The sequence below is a fragment of the Stenotrophomonas sp. 82F1 genome, assembly GCF_056861525.1.
Genome location: NZ_JBSPUD010000004.1, coordinates 151,181 through 171,652, shown reverse-complemented (window position 1 = coordinate 171,652; position 20,472 = coordinate 151,181). Strand labels below are relative to the sequence as shown.

Annotated in this window: 20 protein-coding genes; 10 read left to right on the top strand and 10 right to left on the bottom strand. The window is 68.5% G+C overall.

From position 1 onward, the window contains the following. Positions 1 to 84: 84 nt before the first annotated feature. Positions 85 to 543, bottom strand: coding sequence for a hypothetical protein (locus AC13GI_RS06995; RefSeq protein WP_099819834.1), 459 nt, complete (start codon positions 541 to 543; stop codon positions 85 to 87). A 183-nt stretch (positions 544 to 726) separates the two neighbouring features. Here AC13GI_RS06995 and AC13GI_RS06990 point away from each other — a divergent pair, with 183 nt between their 5' ends. The 4 genes from AC13GI_RS06990 to AC13GI_RS06975 all read left to right on the top strand — a co-directional run bounded on the left by AC13GI_RS06990 (position 727) and on the right by AC13GI_RS06975 (position 3,329). Next, positions 727 to 975: a hypothetical protein gene (locus AC13GI_RS06990; RefSeq protein WP_032952021.1), complete on the top strand. Its 249-nt coding sequence runs from the start codon at positions 727 to 729 to the stop codon at positions 973 to 975. Positions 976 to 1,099: 124 nt separating this feature from the next. Then, positions 1,100 to 2,017 carry a bestrophin family protein gene (locus tag AC13GI_RS06985; protein ID WP_089237659.1) on the top strand — a complete coding sequence of 306 codons (918 nt, stop codon included), beginning with the start codon at positions 1,100 to 1,102 and terminating at the stop codon, positions 2,015 to 2,017. Between the two features lie 19 nt (positions 2,018 to 2,036). After that, positions 2,037 to 3,026 carry a porphobilinogen synthase gene (hemB, locus tag AC13GI_RS06980; protein ID WP_482995902.1) on the top strand — a complete coding sequence of 330 codons (990 nt, stop codon included), beginning with the start codon at positions 2,037 to 2,039 and terminating at the stop codon, positions 3,024 to 3,026. Positions 3,027 to 3,059: 33 nt separating this feature from the next. After that, entirely contained in the window at positions 3,060 to 3,329 is a 270-nt protein-coding gene (locus AC13GI_RS06975) for a gas vesicle protein GvpG (RefSeq protein ID WP_100462057.1), read from the top strand. Between the two features lie 228 nt (positions 3,330 to 3,557). On the opposite strand, the gene AC13GI_RS06970 is transcribed toward AC13GI_RS06975, so the two are convergent. Beyond that, positions 3,558 to 4,421, bottom strand: a complete 864-nt coding sequence (locus AC13GI_RS06970; protein ID WP_482995901.1) for a TolB family protein — start codon at positions 4,419 to 4,421, stop codon at positions 3,558 to 3,560. A gap of 48 nt (positions 4,422 to 4,469) precedes the next feature. On the opposite strand from AC13GI_RS06970, the gene aroE reads away from it, so the two are divergent. The 3 genes from aroE (at position 4,470) to dinG (ending at position 7,924) form a co-directional block, all read left to right on the top strand. Then, positions 4,470 to 5,315, top strand: a complete 846-nt coding sequence (gene aroE, locus AC13GI_RS06965; RefSeq protein ID WP_205404502.1) for a shikimate dehydrogenase — start codon at positions 4,470 to 4,472, stop codon at positions 5,313 to 5,315. Positions 5,316 to 5,318: 3 nt separating this feature from the next. Continuing rightward, positions 5,319 to 5,669, top strand: a complete 351-nt coding sequence (locus AC13GI_RS06960; protein ID WP_482995900.1) for a hypothetical protein — start codon at positions 5,319 to 5,321, stop codon at positions 5,667 to 5,669. A 152-nt stretch (positions 5,670 to 5,821) separates the two neighbouring features. Continuing rightward, positions 5,822 to 7,924, top strand: coding sequence for an ATP-dependent DNA helicase DinG (dinG, locus tag AC13GI_RS06955; protein WP_482995899.1), 2,103 nt, complete (start codon positions 5,822 to 5,824; stop codon positions 7,922 to 7,924). Between the two features lie 69 nt (positions 7,925 to 7,993). On the opposite strand, the gene AC13GI_RS06950 is transcribed toward dinG, so the two are convergent. Both AC13GI_RS06950 and ilvD read right to left on the bottom strand, forming a co-directional pair. Next, positions 7,994 to 8,593: a hypothetical protein gene (locus AC13GI_RS06950; protein WP_099819962.1), complete on the bottom strand. Its 600-nt coding sequence runs from the start codon at positions 8,591 to 8,593 to the stop codon at positions 7,994 to 7,996. 100 nt (positions 8,594 to 8,693) lie between these two features. Then, positions 8,694 to 10,532, bottom strand: a complete 1,839-nt coding sequence (ilvD, locus tag AC13GI_RS06945; protein ID WP_099819827.1) for a dihydroxy-acid dehydratase — start codon at positions 10,530 to 10,532, stop codon at positions 8,694 to 8,696. 504 nt (positions 10,533 to 11,036) lie between these two features. Between ilvD and AC13GI_RS06940 the strand changes: the two genes are divergently transcribed. From AC13GI_RS06940 to AC13GI_RS06930, 3 genes are read left to right on the top strand one after another with little or no spacing between them, the layout of a single operon-like run. Continuing rightward, complete coding sequence (locus tag AC13GI_RS06940; RefSeq protein WP_099819826.1) at positions 11,037 to 11,606, top strand: DUF1190 domain-containing protein; 570 nt, start codon at positions 11,037 to 11,039, stop codon at positions 11,604 to 11,606. Between the two features lie 7 nt (positions 11,607 to 11,613). Continuing rightward, positions 11,614 to 12,792: a glutathionylspermidine synthase family protein gene (locus tag AC13GI_RS06935; RefSeq protein ID WP_099819825.1), complete on the top strand. Its 1,179-nt coding sequence runs from the start codon at positions 11,614 to 11,616 to the stop codon at positions 12,790 to 12,792. Continuing rightward, positions 12,792 to 13,454 carry a hypothetical protein gene (locus AC13GI_RS06930; RefSeq protein ID WP_482995898.1) on the top strand — a complete coding sequence of 221 codons (663 nt, stop codon included), beginning with the start codon at positions 12,792 to 12,794 and terminating at the stop codon, positions 13,452 to 13,454. Before AC13GI_RS06935 ends, AC13GI_RS06930 begins: the two co-directional genes overlap by 1 nt. A gap of 156 nt (positions 13,455 to 13,610) precedes the next feature. Here the strand turns inward: AC13GI_RS06930 and AC13GI_RS06925 are convergent, their stop codons facing one another. The 6 genes from AC13GI_RS06925 to AC13GI_RS06900 are packed head-to-tail and all read right to left on the bottom strand — an operon-like array spanning position 13,611 to position 20,372. After that, complete coding sequence (locus tag AC13GI_RS06925; RefSeq protein ID WP_482995897.1) at positions 13,611 to 14,909, bottom strand: DUF58 domain-containing protein; 1,299 nt, start codon at positions 14,907 to 14,909, stop codon at positions 13,611 to 13,613. Next, the gene (locus AC13GI_RS06920) at positions 14,906 to 15,892 is read right to left on the bottom strand and encodes an AAA family ATPase (protein ID WP_482995896.1); all 987 of its coding nucleotides are present in this window, start codon (positions 15,890 to 15,892) and stop codon (positions 14,906 to 14,908) included. The genes AC13GI_RS06925 and AC13GI_RS06920 overlap by 4 nt, the downstream gene beginning before the upstream one ends. After that, positions 15,889 to 17,073 (bottom strand): DUF4350 domain-containing protein, encoded by a 1,185-nt coding sequence (locus tag AC13GI_RS06915; RefSeq protein ID WP_482995895.1) that lies wholly within the window; start codon positions 17,071 to 17,073, stop codon positions 15,889 to 15,891. The genes AC13GI_RS06920 and AC13GI_RS06915 overlap by 4 nt, the downstream gene beginning before the upstream one ends. After that, positions 17,070 to 18,704 (bottom strand): DUF4129 domain-containing protein, encoded by a 1,635-nt coding sequence (locus AC13GI_RS06910; protein ID WP_482995894.1) that lies wholly within the window; start codon positions 18,702 to 18,704, stop codon positions 17,070 to 17,072. Before AC13GI_RS06910 ends, AC13GI_RS06915 begins: the two co-directional genes overlap by 4 nt. Further along, positions 18,694 to 19,686 carry a stage II sporulation protein M gene (locus tag AC13GI_RS06905; RefSeq protein ID WP_482995893.1) on the bottom strand — a complete coding sequence of 331 codons (993 nt, stop codon included), beginning with the start codon at positions 19,684 to 19,686 and terminating at the stop codon, positions 18,694 to 18,696. The genes AC13GI_RS06910 and AC13GI_RS06905 overlap by 11 nt, the downstream gene beginning before the upstream one ends. Next, on the bottom strand, positions 19,683 to 20,372 hold the full coding sequence (locus tag AC13GI_RS06900) for an RDD family protein (protein WP_032976856.1): 690 nt from the start codon (positions 20,370 to 20,372) through the stop codon (positions 19,683 to 19,685). The genes AC13GI_RS06905 and AC13GI_RS06900 overlap by 4 nt, the downstream gene beginning before the upstream one ends. Positions 20,373 to 20,472 lie beyond the last annotated feature (100 nt).

Below are 20,472 nucleotides of genomic sequence, written 5' to 3'. Positions count from 1 at the left end.
ACGGTTCGCGCGGGCCCCGGCCCGGCGCGCGCCCCGGACGAGCCGCGGGCCCGCCCCCGGCGCTACCTGCGAGACCCGTGTGGGTCACCGCTGCGGGGTGATCGTCTGCGTCGGCAGGCGTGCCGGCGGCGCCGGATTCGGCACCCAGATCGCCACGCCGGCCGCGCGTTTCTGCGTGGTCGGTATGCCGATGCCCACGCCACCGCCCACGTGTGAACCGTAGCTGCCGGCACCCACCGACATGCCGACCGGTGAGCCACTGCTGCCCACGCCCATCAGGATCACGCCGTTGGCACCGAGCGCAGCCGCTTCGCGCTTCAGGCGGGCCACGGCGGCGTCGGTCTGGCCCTGCGTGCCGAAGCCCACCGCCGACGACGACTCCAGCTGGGCGATTTCCTGCGAACCGGCGGGTGGCGTCGAATAGATCTGCACCTGGGCCGGATCGATCGGCGCGCGGGCGCGGCCCAGCATGACCTTGGAAGTGCTGGCGCAACCGGCAACGGTCAGCAGCATGGCCGCCAAGGCGACCCAACGGATGTTCATGGCGTATACCCCTGTAGGACTGGTTCGGATCATCAGCCGGGCACTCTGAATCGGCGCCAACATCGGGGCTCGACCCATGACCGCACGCTAGCACGGTGCCGGTGAGGTTGACGGCAACGGCGGTAGGCGGCGCTGCCGGGAACGGCTATGGTTGGGAGCAAGAACAACCACGGGGAGTGCGCTATGGGTGTGATCAGTCTGTTGTGGGGCGTACTGGCCCTGTTGTGGATGATCCTGGCGTTGATACCGCTGCTGGGCTGGGGCAACTGGTTCCTGATCCCGTTTGCTGCGGTCGGCGCGATCATCGCCGCACTCGGCATCCTGTTCACCCACCCCAGCAAGCGCGGCCGGGCCTGGACCGGGCTGATCCTGAACGGCATCGTGGTGGTGGTCGGCATCCTGCGCCTGGGGCTTGGCGGCGGCGTCATCTGAGGCAGTACGGCCGGTGCGACCGGGCGTCGCAGGTACACGGCCGCTGGCCGGGCAGGGAGTAGAATGGGCGGCTGCGCGAGCCCCCCCGCGTGCCTGTCGAACTGCGCCCTGCGCGGCTGCTCCCATGATCATTCGTTCCCGTCCCCACGGCTGGCAACTGCTGTACATCCTGCGTGGCTCCATCGTCCCGGCGATCGCGCCCAAGGTACTGGCCATCCTCATCCTCTCCATCGCGGTCGCCGCGGTGGTGGAACTGGCGCCGCCGGTCGGCATCGAGCGCGTCTCGGTCACCCCGTTCACCCTGCTCGGCCTGGTCCTGTCGATCTTCCTCAGCTTCCGCAACAGCGCCTGTTACGACCGCTGGTGGGAGGGCCGCAAGCTGTGGGGCCAGCTGGTGTTCGAATCGCGTTCGCTGGCCCGCCAGGTACAGGTACTGCTGGCCGACGACGCGCCGCGCCGCCAGCGCATCAGCTACCTGACCACCGCCTTCGCCTACGCACTGGCCGCGCGCCTGCGTGCCCGCGACGTGGCGCTGGCCGCGGTGCCATGGCTGGACGAGGAACAGCGCGGGCAGCTCGCTCAGCGCGAGAACGTGCCCGATGCGCTGCTGGCGATGATCGCCGCCGAACTGGCCCAGGCCCGGCGCGAAGGCACGCTCGATTCGATCCTCTACGTCCAGCTGGAAGAGCGCCTGCACGCGATGTCCTCGATCCAGGCCGGCTGCGAGCGCATCCTCACCACCCCGCTGCCGTTCGCCTACACCCTGCTGCTGCACCGCTGCGCGTGGATGTTCTGCGTACTGCTGCCGTTCGGCCTGGCCAGTTCGCTGGGCTGGGCCACGCCGGTGCTGTCGGCGGTGCTGGCCTATGCCTTCTTCGGCCTGGACCAGCTGGGTGAAGAAATGGAAGACCCGTTCGGCCTGGAGCCGAACGACCTGCCGCTGGACGCGCTGGTGCGCACCATCGAGATCGACCAGCTCGACGCCCTCGGCGAACGCCCGTTGCCCGAACCCCTGCTGCCGCAGGGCTACCTGTTGCAATAGCCACTCCCCGGAGCCTGCCATGCCTCATCCCCATTACCGCCCGCGGCGCATGCGCCATGACGAATTCTCGCGCCGCCTGATGCGCGAGAACACGCTGACCACCGACGACCTGATCTATCCGGTGTTCGTGCACGAACCGGCTGGCCGCGTTGCGGTGCCGTCGATGCCGGGCGTGGAACGGCTGTCGATCGAAGAACTGCTGAAGGTGGCCGAGGAAGCGCTGGAAATCGGCATCCCGGTGATCGATCTGTTCCCAGTGCTGGACGCCTCGCAGAAGTCGCTGGACGCATCCGCGGCCTGGGCCGAGGACGGCCTGGCGCAGCGTGCGATCCGCGCGCTGAAGTCGCGTTTCCCGGAACTGGGGGTGATGACCGACGTTGCCCTGGATCCGTACACCACGCACGGCCAGGACGGCATCATCGATGACAAGGGCTACGTGCTCAACGACATCACCGTCGAAGCACTGGTCAAGCAGTCGCTGTCGCACGCCGAGGCGGGCGCGGACATCATTTCGCCGTCTGACATGATGGATGGCCGTATCGGTGCGATCCGCCGTGCGCTGGACGCCGACCACCACCTCAACGTGCGCATCATGGCCTACTCGGCCAAGTACGCGTCTGCGTTCTACGGCCCGTTCCGTGACGCGGTGGGCAGCGCGGCCAGCCTCGGCAAGGCCGACAAGAAGACCTACCAGATGGACCCGGCCAACGGTGACGAGGCGATGCGCGAGATCGCGCTGGATCTGGAAGAGGGCGCGGACATGGTGATGGTCAAGCCGGGCATGCCGTACCTGGACCTGGTGCGGCGGGTGAAGGAGACCTTCGGCGTGCCGACCTTCGCCTACCAGGTCAGCGGCGAGTACGCGATGATGAAGGCGGCGTTCGCCAACGGCTGGCTGGACGAGCGCGCCTGCGTGCTGGAATCGCTGCTGGGCTTCAAGCGTGCCGGCGCCGATGGAGTGCTGACCTATTTCGCGCCGCAGGTGGCGCGTTGGCTGCGCGAGCGCTGACAATAGCGCCCACGACGGACGGAGGAACACGCGATGGGACCTGAAATGGGTTGGATGCAATGGTTGATCTGGGGCACCGGTACGCTGGTGTTCGGGGCCATCATCGTCGGCGTGTTCGTTGCTGCCTGGCGCGCCGCCAGGCGCCCGCCCGAGCAGCTTTCCGCTGCCGCCCAGGTTGCCCGCGAGCAGGCCCTGCCGGAGAGCGTGCAGGCCGAACTGGCCGCGCTGAACCGGCGCAAGGACAATGGCCAGCTCAGCGAAGTGGAATACGAACAGCAGCGCGCGAAGGTGCTGTCGCGCTGAGAGCCTTGGCCCGGCATCCGGGCCATCCACGCATGGCGTGGATCTACGGGTAGTCGCCAACCTTGGTTGGCGGTTTTGTTTCTGTGCCGACCAAGGTCGGCACCTACCGGAGGGGGGGCGGTCGGCACCCTCCGAATCATCATCCACGCATGGCGTGGATCTACTACAACGCGGGTTCCAGTAGATCCACGCCATGCGTGGATGAACGCCCGCGCGATCCGTTGCCCATTACCCGTCGCAGCCCGCCACCGCCACCACCTTCGGCACGGCCAGCCGGTACACGTCCACGCCACCGGCGCGTGGCGACTTCGCCGCGCTGCTGGCCACCATCATTTCGCCCGGCTTGGCGTTGTCGACCACCGGCGCGCCGGTCCAGCCGCTTCCCTGATTGAACGACAACCCCAGCGGCTGCAACGCAGCGCCCGTCCACGCGCAACCGCTGGTCCAGACCTGCGCGGTATCACCGCTACCACGGCTGAAGGCCACGGCGCCTGCGCTGCCCAGCCAGTCGCCGTCGGTTTCATCGGCAGCGCTGTTCAATGCCTGCAGCGCCGTCGCCGGCCCGCGCGCGCCCTGCGCGTCCAGCGTGGCCACGAACAGGTCCCAGCCGGCACCACGGCCCTGCTGGCGGGCAAACAGCAGCCGCCGCCCGTCCGCGCTCAATGCCGGGCCGCGCTCCTCATGGCGACCGCCATCGCCGGCCAGCGGCTGCGGTACGCCCAAGCCGCCATCGGCGGCAATCGCCGCCCGGTACAGCGCCAGCCGGCCCTCGCGGCCTGCGGCGAACAGCAGCCAGCGGCCGTCGCGGCTGAAATACGGGTCGCGCACCTCGCCGGTCACCGCCAGCGGCAAGGCCTGCGCCTGCTGCCAGCGGCCGTCGACCACGCGCGCCTGCCACAGCCCCCAGCCGGCCTCGCCACGACGGGCGAAGACGATGCGCTGGCCATCGGCGCTGATCGTGGCCCGGCCCTCATCGGCGCGGGTGGAGACCACGCCCATGCCCTCGATGCCGTACTCGTTCAACGCCATCGCCACCGGGGCAGAGAGTAGACTGGCGGCGAGCACCAGCAGGGTCGGGGCGATACGCATCATCCAGGTCCATGCACGAAAGAGCACCAGTCTAGCCAGCTTGAGGATTCCATGACCGATCGTTACGCCGTCTTCGGACACCCCGTCGCCCACTCGAAGTCGCCGCAGATCCATGCGGCGTTCGGTCGCCAGGAAGGCATCTCCCTCGACTACCGCAGCATCGATCTCGCCCCGGACGCCTTCCTGGCCGGGCTGGAGGCGTTCGCCGCCGAGGGCGGTGTCGGTGCCAACGTCACCTCACCGCACAAGGAAGCGGCATTCTCCGTGTGCACCACGCTGACCGCACGCGCGCGCCGCGCCGGCTCGGTCAACACTCTGCTGCGCAAGGGCGACCGCTGGCACGGTGACACCACCGATGGCATCGGTCTGGTGCGCGACCTCACCGACCGCCACGGCCTGGACCTGCGCGGCCGCCGCGTGCTGCTGCTGGGCGCCGGTGGTTCGGCGCGCAGCGTCGCGCCGGCGCTGCTCGATGCCGGCATCACCGAACTGGTGGTGGTCAACCGCACGCCGGAACGCGCCGACGAACTGATCGATGCCATGGGCGAGCCGGGCCGCGCGCTCAGCCGTTACTGGGACGATCTGCGCGACCTCGGAGATTTCGAGCTGATCCTCAACGCCACTTCGGCCGGCCGCGATCGCGACGCCGAGTTCAAGCTGCCGCTGTCGCTGGTCAATTCGATGACCACGGCGGTCGACCTGAACTACGGCGAGGCTGCCATCGCCTTCCTGGCCTGGGCGCGCGCTGCGCAGTGCCGCAACACGGTCGATGGCCTGGGCATGCTGGTCGAGCAGGCGGCCGAGAGCTTCCTGCAGTGGCATGCCGTACGCCCGCAGACCGACGCGGTCTACCAGCAGCTGCGCGCCGGTGCCGGTGCCTTCGCTGGGCAGGACTGATCGATGGACAGCCAGGCTCTGATGGTCTCCCTGCTGACCATGGTCGGCGTGCGCCTGCCGGTGCTGATCGCCCTGTGCGTCGGCCTGGTCTGGGTGATGGGCGCGCCGCGCGATCCGGCACGTACCGGCGCGCTGTCCGGCCTGCTGCTGTTGCTGGCGTCCAGCATGGGCAGCCTGCTGGCCAACCTGGTGCCGATGTGGATGGTCAGCCGGGGTGACTTCAGTGCGATCTCGCACCTGAGCACCGTGCTGGGCGTGGTCCACTTCGGCCTGGCGATGCTCGATGCCGTCGGCACGGTACTGCTGGTCTGGGCATTGGTACGGCTGCTGCGGCTGCGCGCTGCGACGCCCTGACCGCGATGGCGGCAGTGGCCGCGCCGGTGGCGTCGCGGGGCGCGCATCCAGCCATCGCGCGACGCGGCTGACCCTGTTCAGCGCCCGCGCCTCGGAGCCCGTGGCCGGCCATGCGACAATGGCCGGCCTGACCCCGCTACGGTAGTTCTGGCGTGACCGAAACCGTCGCCGCCCCACGCAAGCTCGATGACACCTTGAAGGACGCGATCCGCAAGGCGTACACGACGCTGCAGGCCAATACCCCCGGCTTCTCCACCCGCCGCTCGCAGAGCCAGATGATCGGCGTGGTGTCGCGTGCGCTGTCCACCAGCGGTGGCGTGGGCGTGGTCGAGGCGCCGACCGGCGTTGGCAAGAGCCTGGGCTACCTGACCGCCGGCGTGCCGATTGCGCTGGCCAGCAAGAAGAAGCTGGTGATCAGCACCGGTACCGTGGCGCTGCAGTCGCAGCTGGTCGAGCGCGATATCCCGAACTTCCTCAAGGCAACCGGCCTGGAGGCGACCATCGCCCTGGCCAAGGGCCGTACCCGCTACCTGTGCACGCGCAACGCCGCCGAGGCGCACGGCGAGGGCGCGCAGAACGGCATGTTCGAGGACGAGCAGCCGTTGTTCGACCGCCCGCTGGCGCCGATCGAGATGGACATCGCCAAGCGCCTCACCGTGGCCTTCACCAGCGGTAGCTGGGATGGCGACATCGACAACGCACCGGAAACCATCAGTCCCGGCCTGCGTAGCCGCATCACCACCCCGGCCTCGGGCTGTGCGGGGCGACGCTGTGCGTACTCGGCGCAGTGCGCGGTGCTGCGCTCGCGCAACACCGTGCGTGACGCGCAGATCGTGGTCACCAACCACGCGCTGCTGCTGTCGGCGCTGTCCATTGGTGACAGCGACAACGGCCAGCCGATGATCGCCGCGCCGTCGGACATGCTGCTGGTGCTCGACGAAGGCCACCACGTTGGCAATGTGGCCATCGATCAGGGTGCGGCCAGCCTGGCGTTGGACGAGATGGCCAAGCGCACCGGCCGCCTGCAGATCCTGATCGCCGGCGCCTACCGCGCGGTCGACAAGGATCGCCTCGGCAACCTGCTGCCGAACGAAGCCATCGACGCGGCCAGCAACGTGGCCAAGGGCCTGCGTGCGTTCCGCGATCATGTCGAGGCGGTGTGGATGCCGGCGCCGGCCGATGAGGAACCGATGTGGCGCGCGGCCAACGGGCGCCTGCCCGAGGCCTGGCGCGAGCCGATCGAGGCGCTTGCCGACGATACCCGTAGCCTCTACAACTGGGCGCACGCGGCCACCGCGCAGGTCGCCAAGGGCAAGCCGGACGATCCGGCGCGCGAGCGCCTGCAGCGCAACCTGGGCATGGCGCTGGAGATGATCGAGCAGCAGTACAACCTGTGGCAGGTCTGGCGCCGCGAGGACAAGGAAGGCGCGCCGCCGATGGCGCGCTGGGTGACCGCCACCCGCGACGGCGACCTCGTGCTGCATGGCTCGCCGGTGTCGGCCGCGCACGTGCTGCGCAAGCTGTTGTGGGATGAAGTGGATTCGGTGGTGCTGACCTCGGCGACGCTGACCGGCGGCGGCGATTTCCAGGCGCTGGCGATCGACAACGGCATCCCTGAAACCGCCGAGATGGTCTCGTTGTCTTCCCCGTTCGACCTGCCCAACCAGGCCGAGCTGATCGTGCCGCCGTTCCCGGTCACGCCCGATGACCGCGAAGGCCATCCGCGTGAAGTGGCGCGCTACATCGGCAAGGAACTGGACTGGACGAAGGGCTCGATGGTGCTGTTCACCTCGCGCTGGAAGATGGAGAAGGTGGCAGGCCTGATGCCGGCCGCCAAGCGCAAGCAGGTGCTGGTGCAGGGCGAGATGTCGAAGACGCGCATGATCGACGAACACCTGCGCCGCGTGGCTGCCGGCGAGGGTTCGGTGCTGTTCGGACTCAACTCGTTCGGCGAAGGCCTGGATCTTCCGGGTGAGGCCTGCACCACGGTGGTGATCACCCAGGTGCCGTTCGCGGTGCCGACCGATCCGCAGACCGCCACCCTCAGCGAGTGGGTGGAAGCGCGCGGGCTCAATGCGTTCAACCTGATTGCCATTCCCCATGCGCTGCGCACGCTGACCCAGTTCGCCGGCCGCCTGATCCGCACCTCCACCGACACCGGCCGGGTGATCATCCTCGACTCGCGGCTGCTGACCCGCCGCTACGGCAAGCGCATCATCGACGCGCTGCCGCCGTTCAAGCGCACCATCGGCTGAGCAGCAGGGTCGGATCCCTTCCGCCGGAAGGGCTCTGACCCCGCCGCGCGAGCAGGGTCGTTTCGCCTTTCAGTACTGCGACTGCGGGCATGACTCGGACGCCAGTGCGTAGGGCTGGTACATGCAGCGGATCAGGTCGTCCACCGTCTTCAGCCGCGGTGGCCATGCGACGTGCTGCAGGCCCTCTGCGCTTCGCATCTCGACCATCCCATCCCTGAGCGTGGTACCGGGTGGCAGCGGCAGGGCGGCCAAGCGCGCGCGAGCACGTCGTAGTGCCGGCAGGTCGTCATCCAGAAAGGCGATGGTTGCATCCACGTAGAGGTTCCACCCCTCCGGGTCGGCGCCGGCAGGCTTGTACGTCAACCGCATCAGCGCGCTGGCGGGATCGCGTTGCCCCTCGTAGGCCCGGAGTTGTGCCTCGTGCCAGGCCAGCTCTGGGTGGCCGCTCGCCTTGGCCTGGCGCCGGTATGCGGCGAACAGGTCAGCCAGTTCCAACTGGCAGCCGGCGCGCCGGACCAGCGCGTCCCAACCCTCGCCGGGGCCGTGGTCGAATGCTCCAGGTGACATCGCCAGCAGTTCGGCACGGTTGTCGAAGCGGCATTCGTCGGCGGACGCCGACGCGGTCGCAGTGGCCAGTGCCAGTGATATCAGGCTGAGGAAACGGCGCATCAGGACGTCCATGTGTGGGGCCGCACATGATGCACCCCGGGGGCGGGTAGTGCCGCGTGCTGAAGGGGCACTGCCGGCCAGCGGCCGGCACTACCCGTCTTCAATCGCCGAGCAGGGCGGTGTTGCGCACGGCGCCCTTGTCGGCGCTGGTGGCCAGCAGGGCGTACGCCTTCAGCGCGCTGGTGACCTTGCGCGGGCGCGGTGCACGCGGCTTCCAGCCACGCGCATCGGCCTCGGCGCGGCGCTGGGCCAGCGTGGCGTCGTCCAGCAGCAGGTCGATGCGCCGCGCCGGGATGTCGATGCGGATGCGGTCACCATCCTCCACCAGCCCGATCACACCGCCGCTGGCCGCTTCCGGCGAGACGTGGCCGATCGACAGGCCCGAGGTACCACCGGAGAAACGCCCGTCTGTCAGCAGTGCGCACTGCTTGCCCAGCCCCTTCGACTTCAGGTAACTGGTCGGATACAGCATTTCCTGCATGCCCGGGCCACCCTTCGGGCCTTCGTAGCGGATGACCACCACGTCGCCGGGCTTCACTTCATCAGCGAGGATGCCGGCGACCGCCGCGTCCTGGCTTTCGAACACGCGTGCATTGCCTTCGAACACGTGGATCGATTCGTCCACGCCGGCGGTCTTCACCACGCAGCCGTCGACGGCGAGGTTGCCGCGCAGCACGGCGAGGCCACCTTCCCGTGAGTAAGCGTGTTGCAGCGAGCGGATGCAGCCCTCGGCGCGGTCAACATCCAGCGACGGCCAGCGCGTGGCCTGGCTGAAGGCTTCCTGGGTGGGAATGCCGGCGGGGCCGGCCTTGAAGAAGGTGTGCAGGGTGTCGTTGTCGCTGCGCATCACGTCCCAGCGATCGAGTGCTTCGCCGAGCGTGTTGCTGTGTACGGTGGGCACGGAGGTATCCAGCAGCCCGGCGCGGTCCAGCTCACCGAGGATGCCGAACACACCACCGGCGCGATGCACATCTTCGACGTGGTACTTGGGCGAGTTCGGCGCCACCTTGCACAGCTGTGGCACGCGCCGCGACAGTGCGTCGATGTGGGACAGGTCGAAGTGGACCTCCGCTTCCTGCGCGGCGGCCAGCAGGTGCAGGATGGTGTTGGTGGAGCCGCCCATGGCGATATCCAGGGTCATCGCGTTGGCGAACGCAGCCTGGGTGGCGATGCCGCGCGGCAGCGCACGCGGATCCTCGCCGCCATACCAGCGATGGCAGAGTTCGACGATCAGGCGGCCGGCACGGCGGAACAGCGCTTCGCGGTCGGCATGCGTGGCCAGGGTGGTGCCGTTGCCGGGCAGCGACAGGCCCAGCGCTTCGGTCAGGCAGTTCATCGAGTTGGCGGTGAACATGCCCGAGCAGGAACCACAGGTGGGGCAGGCGCTGCGCTCGTACTCGGCAACCTTCTCATCCGAGGCGCTGTCATCGGCGGCGACGACCATGGCATCAACCAGGTCCAGCTTGTGCTCGGACAGCTTGGTCTTGCCCGCTTCCATGGGGCCGCCGGACACGAACACCACCGGAATATCCAGGCGCAGTGCGGCCATCAGCATGCCGGGGGTGATCTTGTCGCAGTTGCTGATGCACACCAGCGCGTCGGCGCAGTGGGCGTTGACCATGTACTCCACCGAGTCGGCGATGATCTCGCGGCTGGGCAGCGAGTACAGCATGCCGTCGTGGCCCATGGCGATGCCATCGTCCACGGCGATCGTGTTGAATTCCTTGGCGACGCCGCCGACCTGTTCGATCTCGCGCGCGACCAGCTGGCCAAGGTCCTTCAGGTGCACGTGACCGGGCACGAACTGGGTGAAGGAGTTGGCGATGGCGATGATCGGCTTGTGGAAGTCGCCATCCTTCATGCCGGTGGCACGCCACAGGGCGCGGGCGCCGGCCATGTTGCGGCCGGCGGTGGAGGTGCGGGAGCGGTATTCAGGCATGGCTGGCGGAACGGGCGGGCCGTACGACGTGGGGGTCGGTTGATGATGGCGGAGTTTTTCGGTTGCTGCTGCAACCACCGGAGGTGGTCCGGCAGGGCTGCGCCCTGCACCTGCCGAATCAACGGCAACGTCAACGTCAAAAGCTGGCTATCCGTGGGATGGCGGGGTGGGGCGGGGGGGGGGGCCCGCTGCTCGCCCGGCCTTGTCCGCTCGTTGGCGCCATCCATGGCGCTCACGCCCCCGCAACCGGACCCACCCCGCCTTCGACAGTTGTCCGCGATCTGACGGGGTCGGATCCCCTTGCTGCGCAACGGGCTCTGACCCGATTCTTGCTGTTGGTGGGTGTCGACCTTGGTCGACACGTGGATCCACGCCATGCGTGGATGGATCGAGGGAGAGAACGACGAAAATGAAATTCCGTTCATCTTTCCCACTTTGCCGATTCCGGTTGTTGGCCGGGATTTGGCATGATGGGGCATTGTTCCGACTTGAAGGCATGAGGCCATGAAACGTTCCCGCACCACCGCGCTGCTGCTGATGAGCGCTGCGCCGCTGCTGTTCACTGCCTGCCAGAAGGAAGAGCAGGTGCAGGTGCAGGAAGGCCTGTATACCTCGGTGGAGGCCTGCACCACGGCTACCGCTGATCCTTCTGCCTGCCGCAATGCATTTGCCGAGGCGCAGAAGAAGTCCGCCGATGCAGCGCCGAAGTACGCGAGCAAGGAAGCCTGCGAACAGGACTACAAGCCCGAGCAGTGCGTGCAGCAGCACACCTCGGCCGGTACGTCGTTCATCGGCCCGATGATGATGGGCTTCTTCATGTCGCAGATGCTGAGCAACCGCGGTGGCCTGGCCCCGCAGGCGCCGGCGTCGGCGCCGGCCTACCAAGACAAGAGCGCCGGCTGGGCGCGTCCTGCCCCGGGTGGCAGCGGCGGCCTGAACACCGCCAGCGGCATCGGTGCGGGCAAGGCTGGGCTGGCCCCGGTCAGCAGCGAGCCGAACCGTGCGGTGACCGCCAGCCGCAGCGGCTTCGGCAGCACCAGTGCGCGCCGCAGCGGCAGCAGCGTCGGCGGCTGATCGACCCATGCAACGTATCCGTATTGCCGAGCGCGCCCAGTGGCGGGCGCGCGCGGAGGAAGCCGGTTTCCGCTTCCACACCATCGACGGCCAGCCGTACTGGGATGAAAGCGCGTACTACGCCTTCACCCTGCGCCAGATCGAACAGGACATCGAAGACCCCAGCGCCGAACTGCACCAGATGGCGATGGATCTGGTCGGCGATGTGATCGCCAGCGAGCGCCTGATGGACCAGCTGGCGATCCCCGCGCATTACCGCGACTGGATCGCCGACAGCTGGCGCCAGCGCCAGTCGCACCTGTACGGGCGCCTGGACCTGGCCTACGACGGCACCGGTCCGGCCAAGCTGTACGAACTGAATTACGACACGCCGACCTCGCTGTTCGAGGCCAGCTTCTTCCAGTGGCAGTGGCTGGAGGACCAGCGCAACGCTGGCCGCCTGCCGCAGCATGCCGACCAGTTCAACGCGATCCATGAAGCCCTGGTCGAGCGCTTTGGCGAGCTGGCCACGCAGTTGCCGCCGCCGCTGTACTTCAGTGCGGTGGGCAGCTCGGACGAAGACCGCGGTACGGTCGATTACCTGCGCGACTGCGCTTCGCAGACGGGACTGCACGGGCAAGCGATCGCCATCGAGGACATCGGCCTGTCCGAAGACGGGCGCTTCACCGCGCTGGACGATACGGTGATCGGCACGTTGTTCAAGCTGTACCCGCTGGAAGACCTGATGGCCGAGGAATTCGGCCGCGCGCTGCCGGGCTCGGGCGTGCAGCTGCTGGAACCGGCATGGAAGGCGGTGCTGAGCAACAAGGGCATCCTGCCGCTGCTGTGGCAGCGCAACGTGGGCCATCCGAACCTGCTGGAAGCACATTTCGATGACGGCAGCGCGCTGGCCTCGGGTTGGGTGCGCAAGCCGCTGTTCTCGCGCGAAGGTGCCAACATCGAGATGCACCTGGCCGATGGCAGCACGCAGCGCAGCGACGGCCCGTACGACGGTCCGGCGATCCTCCAGCGTGCGCACCCGCTGACCCGCTTCGAAGGCGGTTACCCGCTGATCGGCAGCTGGGTGATTGGCGACCATGCCTGCGGCATCGGCATCCGCGAAGACGACAGCGCGATCACCCGCGACAGTGCGCGCTTCGTGCCGCACGCGATCATCGACGAAGCGCCGACGCGGATCTACGTCTGATGGTGGTGCGGCGTAACCGTGATCTGCGGCCTGCGCCGCTGCCTGGACGTCATCTGGATGATGGCCATGGCCTGTGGCGCTATGCCGACCGTATCGCAGTGCGCTGCCACCGCTGTGACACCCCGGGTTGGGTGGTCGGCACATCGCAATCGCGACGCTTCCGCTGCCTGCGCTGCAGCGAAGCCTTGGACGGCGGGTGTGGCTGCAGTCGTTGTGGTGCGGGAGACTGGGTGGGGCCGGTGCGCTACAGCGGCTACCGTCCCTGCGGGTACTGCGGGCATAAATGGGTCAGTGCCGAGGTGCGCCATGCGCGCGCTGCGTCTGCAGTGCGGACGCTGGCCGCGGACTGCAGCCAGTGTGGACGCAGCAGCGAGGTGGATGTGACGCTGTCGCGGCTGCGAGGCAATGAGGCGATCGACCCGCACTTCGGCCTGCCGTTGCGCCTGGTTGAGAAGACCGCCGCCGGCCTGCTCTGGGCCTACAACGAAGACCATCTGCAGGCCTTGCACGATTACGCGGTCGCGCCGCTGCGTGAACGTGCCGGAGTGACCAATGCGTCGATGTTCTCGCGCCTGCCGCAGTGGATGAAATTGGCGCGGCATCGCGTGCTGCTGCAGCGCGCGGTGGAGCGGTTGCAGCGCCGGTTGCTGGGCGAACGCTGATTGCGCGTCCGTAGTCGTTGTTGGTAGAGGCCGACCTTGGTCGGCGCCTTGATCGTGTGCCAACCGAGGTTGGCAACTACCAGAGCAACGGGCCGGTAGCGCCGGGCCATGCCCGGCGATTGTGGTGATCCGCCGGCCAGCGGCCGGCATTACCGGTTACAGCAACCCTTCGCGCTTCACTGCCAGGTAGCGTTCCACCAGTGCGGCGGGCAGCGCATCGGCGGTCACATCCAGCACCATCACCCGTTCGGCACGCAGCGCGTCGTGCGCCTGCGCGCGCTGCTGCAGGTACAGCGCGGCGGCGCCAGCCTGCGCGGCGTCTTCCACCGTATGCACCTCGCCCTCCAGCGCAGCATCCAGCTCGCGCTCGCGCAGGCTGGCCACGCACACCAGGTGGCGGCGCTGCAGCAGGCGCACGGCGGCCAGCAGGTCTTCGATGTCTTCATCGCGCACGTTGCTGACCAGCATCACCAGCGCGCGTCGACGCTGGCGCAGCGATACTTCGGTGGCGGCGGCCAGGTAATCGGTGGCCACCGCCTGCGGCTGCAGGTCGTAGCTGGCGCGCAACAGGTGCTGCACCGTGCCCATGCCGCGCTGCGGGGCCACCCAGCGGCGCTCGCCGCCCACGGCGAACAGGCCGGCGGCATCACCCTGGCGCAGTGCCAGGTAAGCCACCACCAGCGAGGCGTTCAAGGCATGGTCGAAATGCGAGAGCCCACCTTCGCTGGCCAGCATGCGGCGGCCGCTGTCGAGCATCAGCAGCAGCTGCTGGTTCTTCTCGTCCTGGTACTCGCGCGAGATCAGCTTGCGTGCGCGGGCGGTGGCCTTCCAGTCGAGCTGGCGCAGGCTGTCGCCGATGCGGTACTCGCGCATCTGGTGGAAGTCGGTACCCTCGCCACGCCGCCGCTTCACATGGGCGCCCACGAGGCGCGAGGCCTGGTCGGCACTGAACAGTGCGAAGCGGGTGAGTGGCACGAAGTTGGGATAGACCCGTACCTCCAGCGCCGGCGGCAGCGTGCGTTGCTGCCACCACAGCCGCCACGGCGAGCGGATGCGCAGCTGCACGCCCTCGAAGGCAAAGCGCCCGCGCTGCTGCGGCTGCACGTGGTAATGCAGCGAGCTGACATGGCCGGCCCGCAACGGCACGCGCTGTGGCAGCGATTCCAGTGGCCAACCGCCCGGCACCAGATCGAACACGTGCACGTGCATGTTCTGTTCGCTGTGCAGGCGCAGGCCGATCTCGCGACGCACGCCCAGTGCCAGCGCCTCGGGCACGTCGCGTTCGACGCTGGGCGACGGCCGTCGCCGTTGCCGCCACAGGTCAATCAGTGCCAGCACCGCAATCAACGCGCCGGCCAGCGCCCAGCTCCAGCGCGGCAGCAGGCCGCCCAGCACCACGCCCCCCAGCACGGCCCAGGCCAACAGCAACGCCAGCAGCAGCGGCGCAGGCCTCATCGGCGCGGCGCTTCGACCTTGGCCAGCAGCGCACCCAGCACGTCGTCGGCATCCTGGCCTTCGATCTGCAGTTCCGGTGCCAGCGCAATGCGATGGCGCAGGGCAGGACGGGCGATGTCGCGTACATCATCGGGGGTGACGAAATCACGCCCGGCCAGCACCGCCTGCGCGCGCGAGGCACGTACCAGGGCGATGCTGCCGCGCGGGCCGGCGCCGACGGCGATGCCCGGCCACTGGCGGGTGGCGGCCACGATGCGCACCGCATAGTCGATCACTTCGTCATCGACGGTGATCGCCGCGGTGGCCTGCTGCAACGCCAACAGTTCACCGGCACCGAGTACGCGCGGCACCTGGCTCAGGTCGAAATCGCTGGCGGCACGGCCGCTGGTGATCGCCGCGACCATGCGCTTCTCGTCCTCCAGCTGCGGATAGTCGATCAGTACCTTCAACAGGAAACGGTCCAGCTGCGCTTCCGGCAGCGGATAGGTGCCTTCCTGTTCCAGCGGGTTCTGCGTGGCCAGCGCCATGAACGGCGGCGCCAGGGTGAAGGCCTTGCCTTCGATGGTGACCTGGCCTTCCTGCATCACTTCCAGCAAGGCGGACTGGGTCTTGGCCGGGGCGCGGTTGATCTCGTCGGCCAGCAGCAGGTTGGTGAACACCGGGCCGCGGCGGATCTTGAAGCTCTCGCTCTTCGGGTCGTACACCGCATGGCCGCTGACGTCGCTGGGCATCAGGTCGGGGGTGAACTGCACGCGGCCATAGTCCAGTTCCAGTGCCTGCGCCAGCGCGCGCACCAGCAGGGTCTTGCCGAGGCCGGGCACGCCTTCGATCAGCACGTGGCCACCGGCCAGCAGGGCGACCAGGATCTGGTCGAGCACATCGGCCTGGCCGATGAAGGCATGGCCGACGGCCTGACGGATGGCGTCGACGCGTTCGATCAGGCGGGCGGTGGCGGCCGCCGGAAGTGCAGGGGCATCGGTCATAGCAGGGATCTCATCTGGAGCAGCAAGCGGATGCGCTCGCGCAGGGCGGAGGAATCATGCGGCGAAGGCGGCGTGAGTGCACTGGTGACACGACTGACCGGCCATTGCAGCACCGCGGCGATGGCCTGGTCACGCGCAGCACCATCGAGTGCCGCAGCCACGGGTGCACGCAGGCGCAGGCGATGCAGGAACAACGCCTGCACGGCCTGGTAAAGGCGCGCGCCATGCCCGAAGCGCAGCAGCAGTTCGCCACTGGCGCGGACGTGTTCCAGTAGCGAACGGCGCTCGATCACCGGTGCGGGCAGGGCACTGCCGAAGCGTTGCGCGCGCGACCACAGCCAGCCGAGGATCGCCAGCAGCAACGGCACCCACAGTGGCCAGCCCTGGTAGAAGATACGCGCGGCCAGGGAGGGCGGGCGGCTGCCGTACACCAGCCAGACTGTGCCGCGGCCATAGTTGGGATCGAGCAGGTAGCGTGTCAGGTCGCGGTGCGAGAGGTCATGCAGGCCATCGCGGGCAACAGCATCGACAGGGCGGCGGCGCGTGGACGCGTTCGGTCCTTCACCACGCATGACATCCATGTCCGCCAGCACGTCGATGCGGCCCTTGCCGTGCGGCAGGCGCGCGAACACCAGTCCGTCGTTGCCACCCCAGCGGCGCTCGGCCGTGGCGTTGGCCTGGAAGCCCAGGCTGAAGCGCCGGCCGCCGCAGAACTCGACATGGCTGGGGTCATCGACCACGTGGAAGGGCTGGCAGTCGCTTTCATGGAACAGGCTGTCTACGCCGATCCTGTCCAGCAAGGGACCCTGCGTGCTGCTGGCATCGTCCTCGGCCGGCGGCTGCGTGCGCAGCAGCAGATGGCCACCCGTATCTACCCAGTCCAGCAGAGCCTGCGCAGTGCGCGGCGGCATGTCGGCGGTGTCCTGCAGCAGTACCAGCGTATCGGTGGCGGCCAGTGGCATCTGTGCCAGGTCCAACCGCTGCCGGGACTGCACCTCGATGCCGTCGGCGCGCAGGGCCTGGCCCAGCACATACAGCGGGTTGTAGCTGGCTTCGCCCTGCGGCGGCAGCACCACGGTCTCGGTCACCTTTTCGTGCGTGCGCAGGAACAGGATCGTCAGCGGTACCCCGAACAGGACCAGTGCGCCCAGCAGCAATGACCAGAACAGGCGCGGCGTCATGCCTGCCACCCGTACTGTTGGCGCAGGGTACTGGCCAACGCATCGAAATCGCTGCGGCTGGGCAGGCGGCCACCGTAGGCGGCGTACTGCCACATGCGCACGATGCGTGCGAACAGTTCACGGTCGCTGCTGTCGGTCATGCGCCGCGAGGCACGCAGGCACTGAGCTTCGGTCGCACCGGGCGGCAACGCGATACCTGTGCGCTCCACCAGCGTGCGTACGCTGGCGCGATACAGCAGGGCCAGCGCCTGCCGCGGGCGTCCCTGGTCCCACAGCAAGCCGGCCTGGGTCGCTACATCCGGTGGCAGCACCACCGGCATTACCACCTGCTCTTCGGTGATCTGCGGTGCCTGCTTTTCTTTGCGGCGGCCGGAACCGCGCAACCACGGCAGCCACAGCCGCGCGGTCAACAGCAGCACCAGCAGCAGGACGCCCAGCAGTCCCCACAGGCCCCATTCGGCGATCCGTGCCAGCCACAGCTGGCCGCTCCTGCGCGTCTTGCGGTCGGCGTTGCTGCCGGTGTCCTTCTGCAGCTCTTTCTTGTCTTTGTTCTTTTCGGCCGCGTCTTCGATCGGCTTCCACCGGCTGACCTGCCGCGTCGGCCGCTGCAGCGGATCTTCATAGGCGCGGTTCACGGCCTGGCGGAAGCCAGCGGTATCCACCGGCGTGTCGCCGAAGATCAGCGCCGGTGTATTGGCCGGATCGTTTTCTGCAGTGGCCACGTCATCGGCTTCTTCAGCATCCTCCGCCTCTGCGTCTTCATCGGCGTTGGCCGTGGCGGTCTGCGCGGCGTCCGGTGTGTCGGCGTGCTGCGCGTGCACGGGCGGCAACGGCAGCGCCAGGCACAGCAGCAGCACCAACGAAGAGGCGATGGGCAGCAAGCGTTCGCGCAGGCGGCGCAGGGCGATTTCCACGTCCCAGGCTTCCATCTGCGTGCGCCGGTTCAAGTACAGGCCGAAGCCAGCGCCCACGTAGAACGGGCCGATCAGCGCCGCTGCCAGCCAGCACAGCAGGTTGAGGCCAAGCTTGGCCCACGCAGGCGCTTCCACGCTGACCATCGCCCACGCCGCGCGCCAGGATTCGGGCAGCAGTTCAAGGGGAATGAAGATGAAGATGGTGGCGATCGCGCCCACCACCAGCACCAGCTCGAAGGCCAGGCAGATCATCGCCAGCACCAGTGCAGGGCCCGCGGCGCCGGCAGCCACCGCCCGGCGGCGAGCACCGCGCTGTGCGGGCGCATTGCCCTCCAGCAGGTTGACGGGCAGGCACAGGCTGCGCAGGCCGCTGAAACGGCGCCAGCCCAGGTAGCCCCAGAAGCCGCTGCCACCCCACTGCCGCTGCGCGCGCAGCGCGGCGCGTGGACCGACCCGTTCGCCGAAGATGCCGCGCGAGAGTACGTACAGCGGCGCGCGCTCGAACAAGGGCTTGCACCACCACATCGCCAGCCAGGCCCAGCCGAAGGCATCCAGCCACCAGGCCAGCGCATTGAACAGCACGAACAACGGCGCACTGGCCAGCAGCCAGCTGCCCCACACGCCGCGTGCATGGCGACGGGCCAGCGCACTGCCCAGCTCCATCGCTTCCCAGCTGCTGCGCGCGCGCAGCACCACGTCCAGGTGGTCAATCCGCATGGCTGCCTCCGCGTCCACCGCGCCACAGCCACAGCAGCACCCCGGCCCACAGCACACCGGCCACGCTGAACTTCACAGCGGCCGGGATTTCGGCGATGGAGGACCAGAACGCTTCCACGAACGCTGCCAGCAGCAACATGAAGGCCACGCCCAGGCACAGTCGCGCGCCGATGCGCCCCCCTTCAACCAGCGCATCCAGACGGCGGCGCCGCCCGGGCGCCAGCAGTTTCATGCCCAGCTGCAGGCCGGCACCACCGGCGATCACGATGGCGGTCAGTTCGAACGCACCGTGGCCGGCCACGAAGCGCCAGAACGGGCCCCCATGGCCGATGTGCTGCAGATGGCCGGCCACCGCGCCGATGGTGATGCCGTTGAATACCAGCACCAGCAGCGTGCCCAACCCCGCCAGCAGGCCGCTGGCGAAGGTGCGCAGGGCGATGCTGATGTTGTTCATGATGTAGTAGCCGAACATCATCCAGTCGGTGCCGCTGTCGCGGCCCAGACGCTCGGCGGATGGATCGTACATGCGCTCCATCTCGGCGATCTGGCCGTTGTCCATCAGCAGGTGGATGCTGTCCGGGTACACCTGCACCAGCACGAAGCAGGCCAGCGCCGGCACCGCGAACATCGCCAGCGCGGCCCACATGCTGCGCGCCTGGCTGCGTACCAGCAGCGGGAAATCGGCGACCAGGAATTCCAGCGCGCGCCGCCAGCGCGTCGGTGGTGTGCGGTACAGCACGCCATGGCCGTGCTGCATCAACTGCTGCAAGCGCTGCACCAGCTGCGGGCTGTAGCCGCGTTCGCGGGCCAGCGCCAGCTGCTGGCACAGCCGTCGGTAACGCTGCGGGAAGCTGACATCGCCGGCCTCCTCTGCGCCCGGCCTGCGCCGACGCCGACGCGAGGCACCGGCGCGATGCTGCAGCCACTGCTCCAGGTCATGCCATTCCTGTTGATGGCGGGCGACGAACTGCTCCTGCTTCATCGTCGTCCCAGCAACCAGTTGGCCATTGCATACAGGCGCAGCACGCCGACCTGGCCGGACGCGCTGGTCAACGGCTCGGCGATGCCGGCCAGCTCCTGCTGGCGCGCGGGGGACAGGCGTGGCGCGCGCTCGGCGAAGGCCATCACTGCCGCCTGTTCCTCTGGTCGCAGCGGTTGCGGCGGGGCCAGCGCGCTGTCGATGGTGGCCGGCGGCGGCAGGTAATGCGGCGGTGCATGCACCACCATCGTGCCGGCAACCAGATCGCCCAGGCGGCGGCCATGCGGATCGAACAGGCTGCTGATCAGGCCAAGCGCGTAGCCGAAGGGCAGCATGTCCACGGTGCGCAGCAGGTTGCGGGTGATCGATGCCATCCAGCCCACCGGCGCGCCATCCTGTGCCAGCACCCGCAGGCCCAGCACGCGCTTGCCGAGGGTACGGCCCCACAGCGCTTCGCAGACGATGGGGTAGGCCCACATCAGCAGGAACATCAGCGCCATGTACAGGCCGCGGCCGAACTCATCGAGCAGGGCCAGCGGAATGGACAGCGCGGTCAGCGCGCCGAAGCGGACGGCCAGGTCGATCAGCCAGGCCAGGGCACGCGGCATCGGTCCGGCCGCAGGCAACTGCAGCGGCACGCCTTCCGGCGTTACCACCTCGCGGTAGGTATCGAGCATCGGCGCGGCCATCAGCGCGATGGCCGCCGAAGTGGGCGCTGGAGTCCTCTCCGGCGTGCAGCCACGGGCATGGGGGTCTCGACGGTTCCTGGTCGGGCCCAGACTTTAGCAG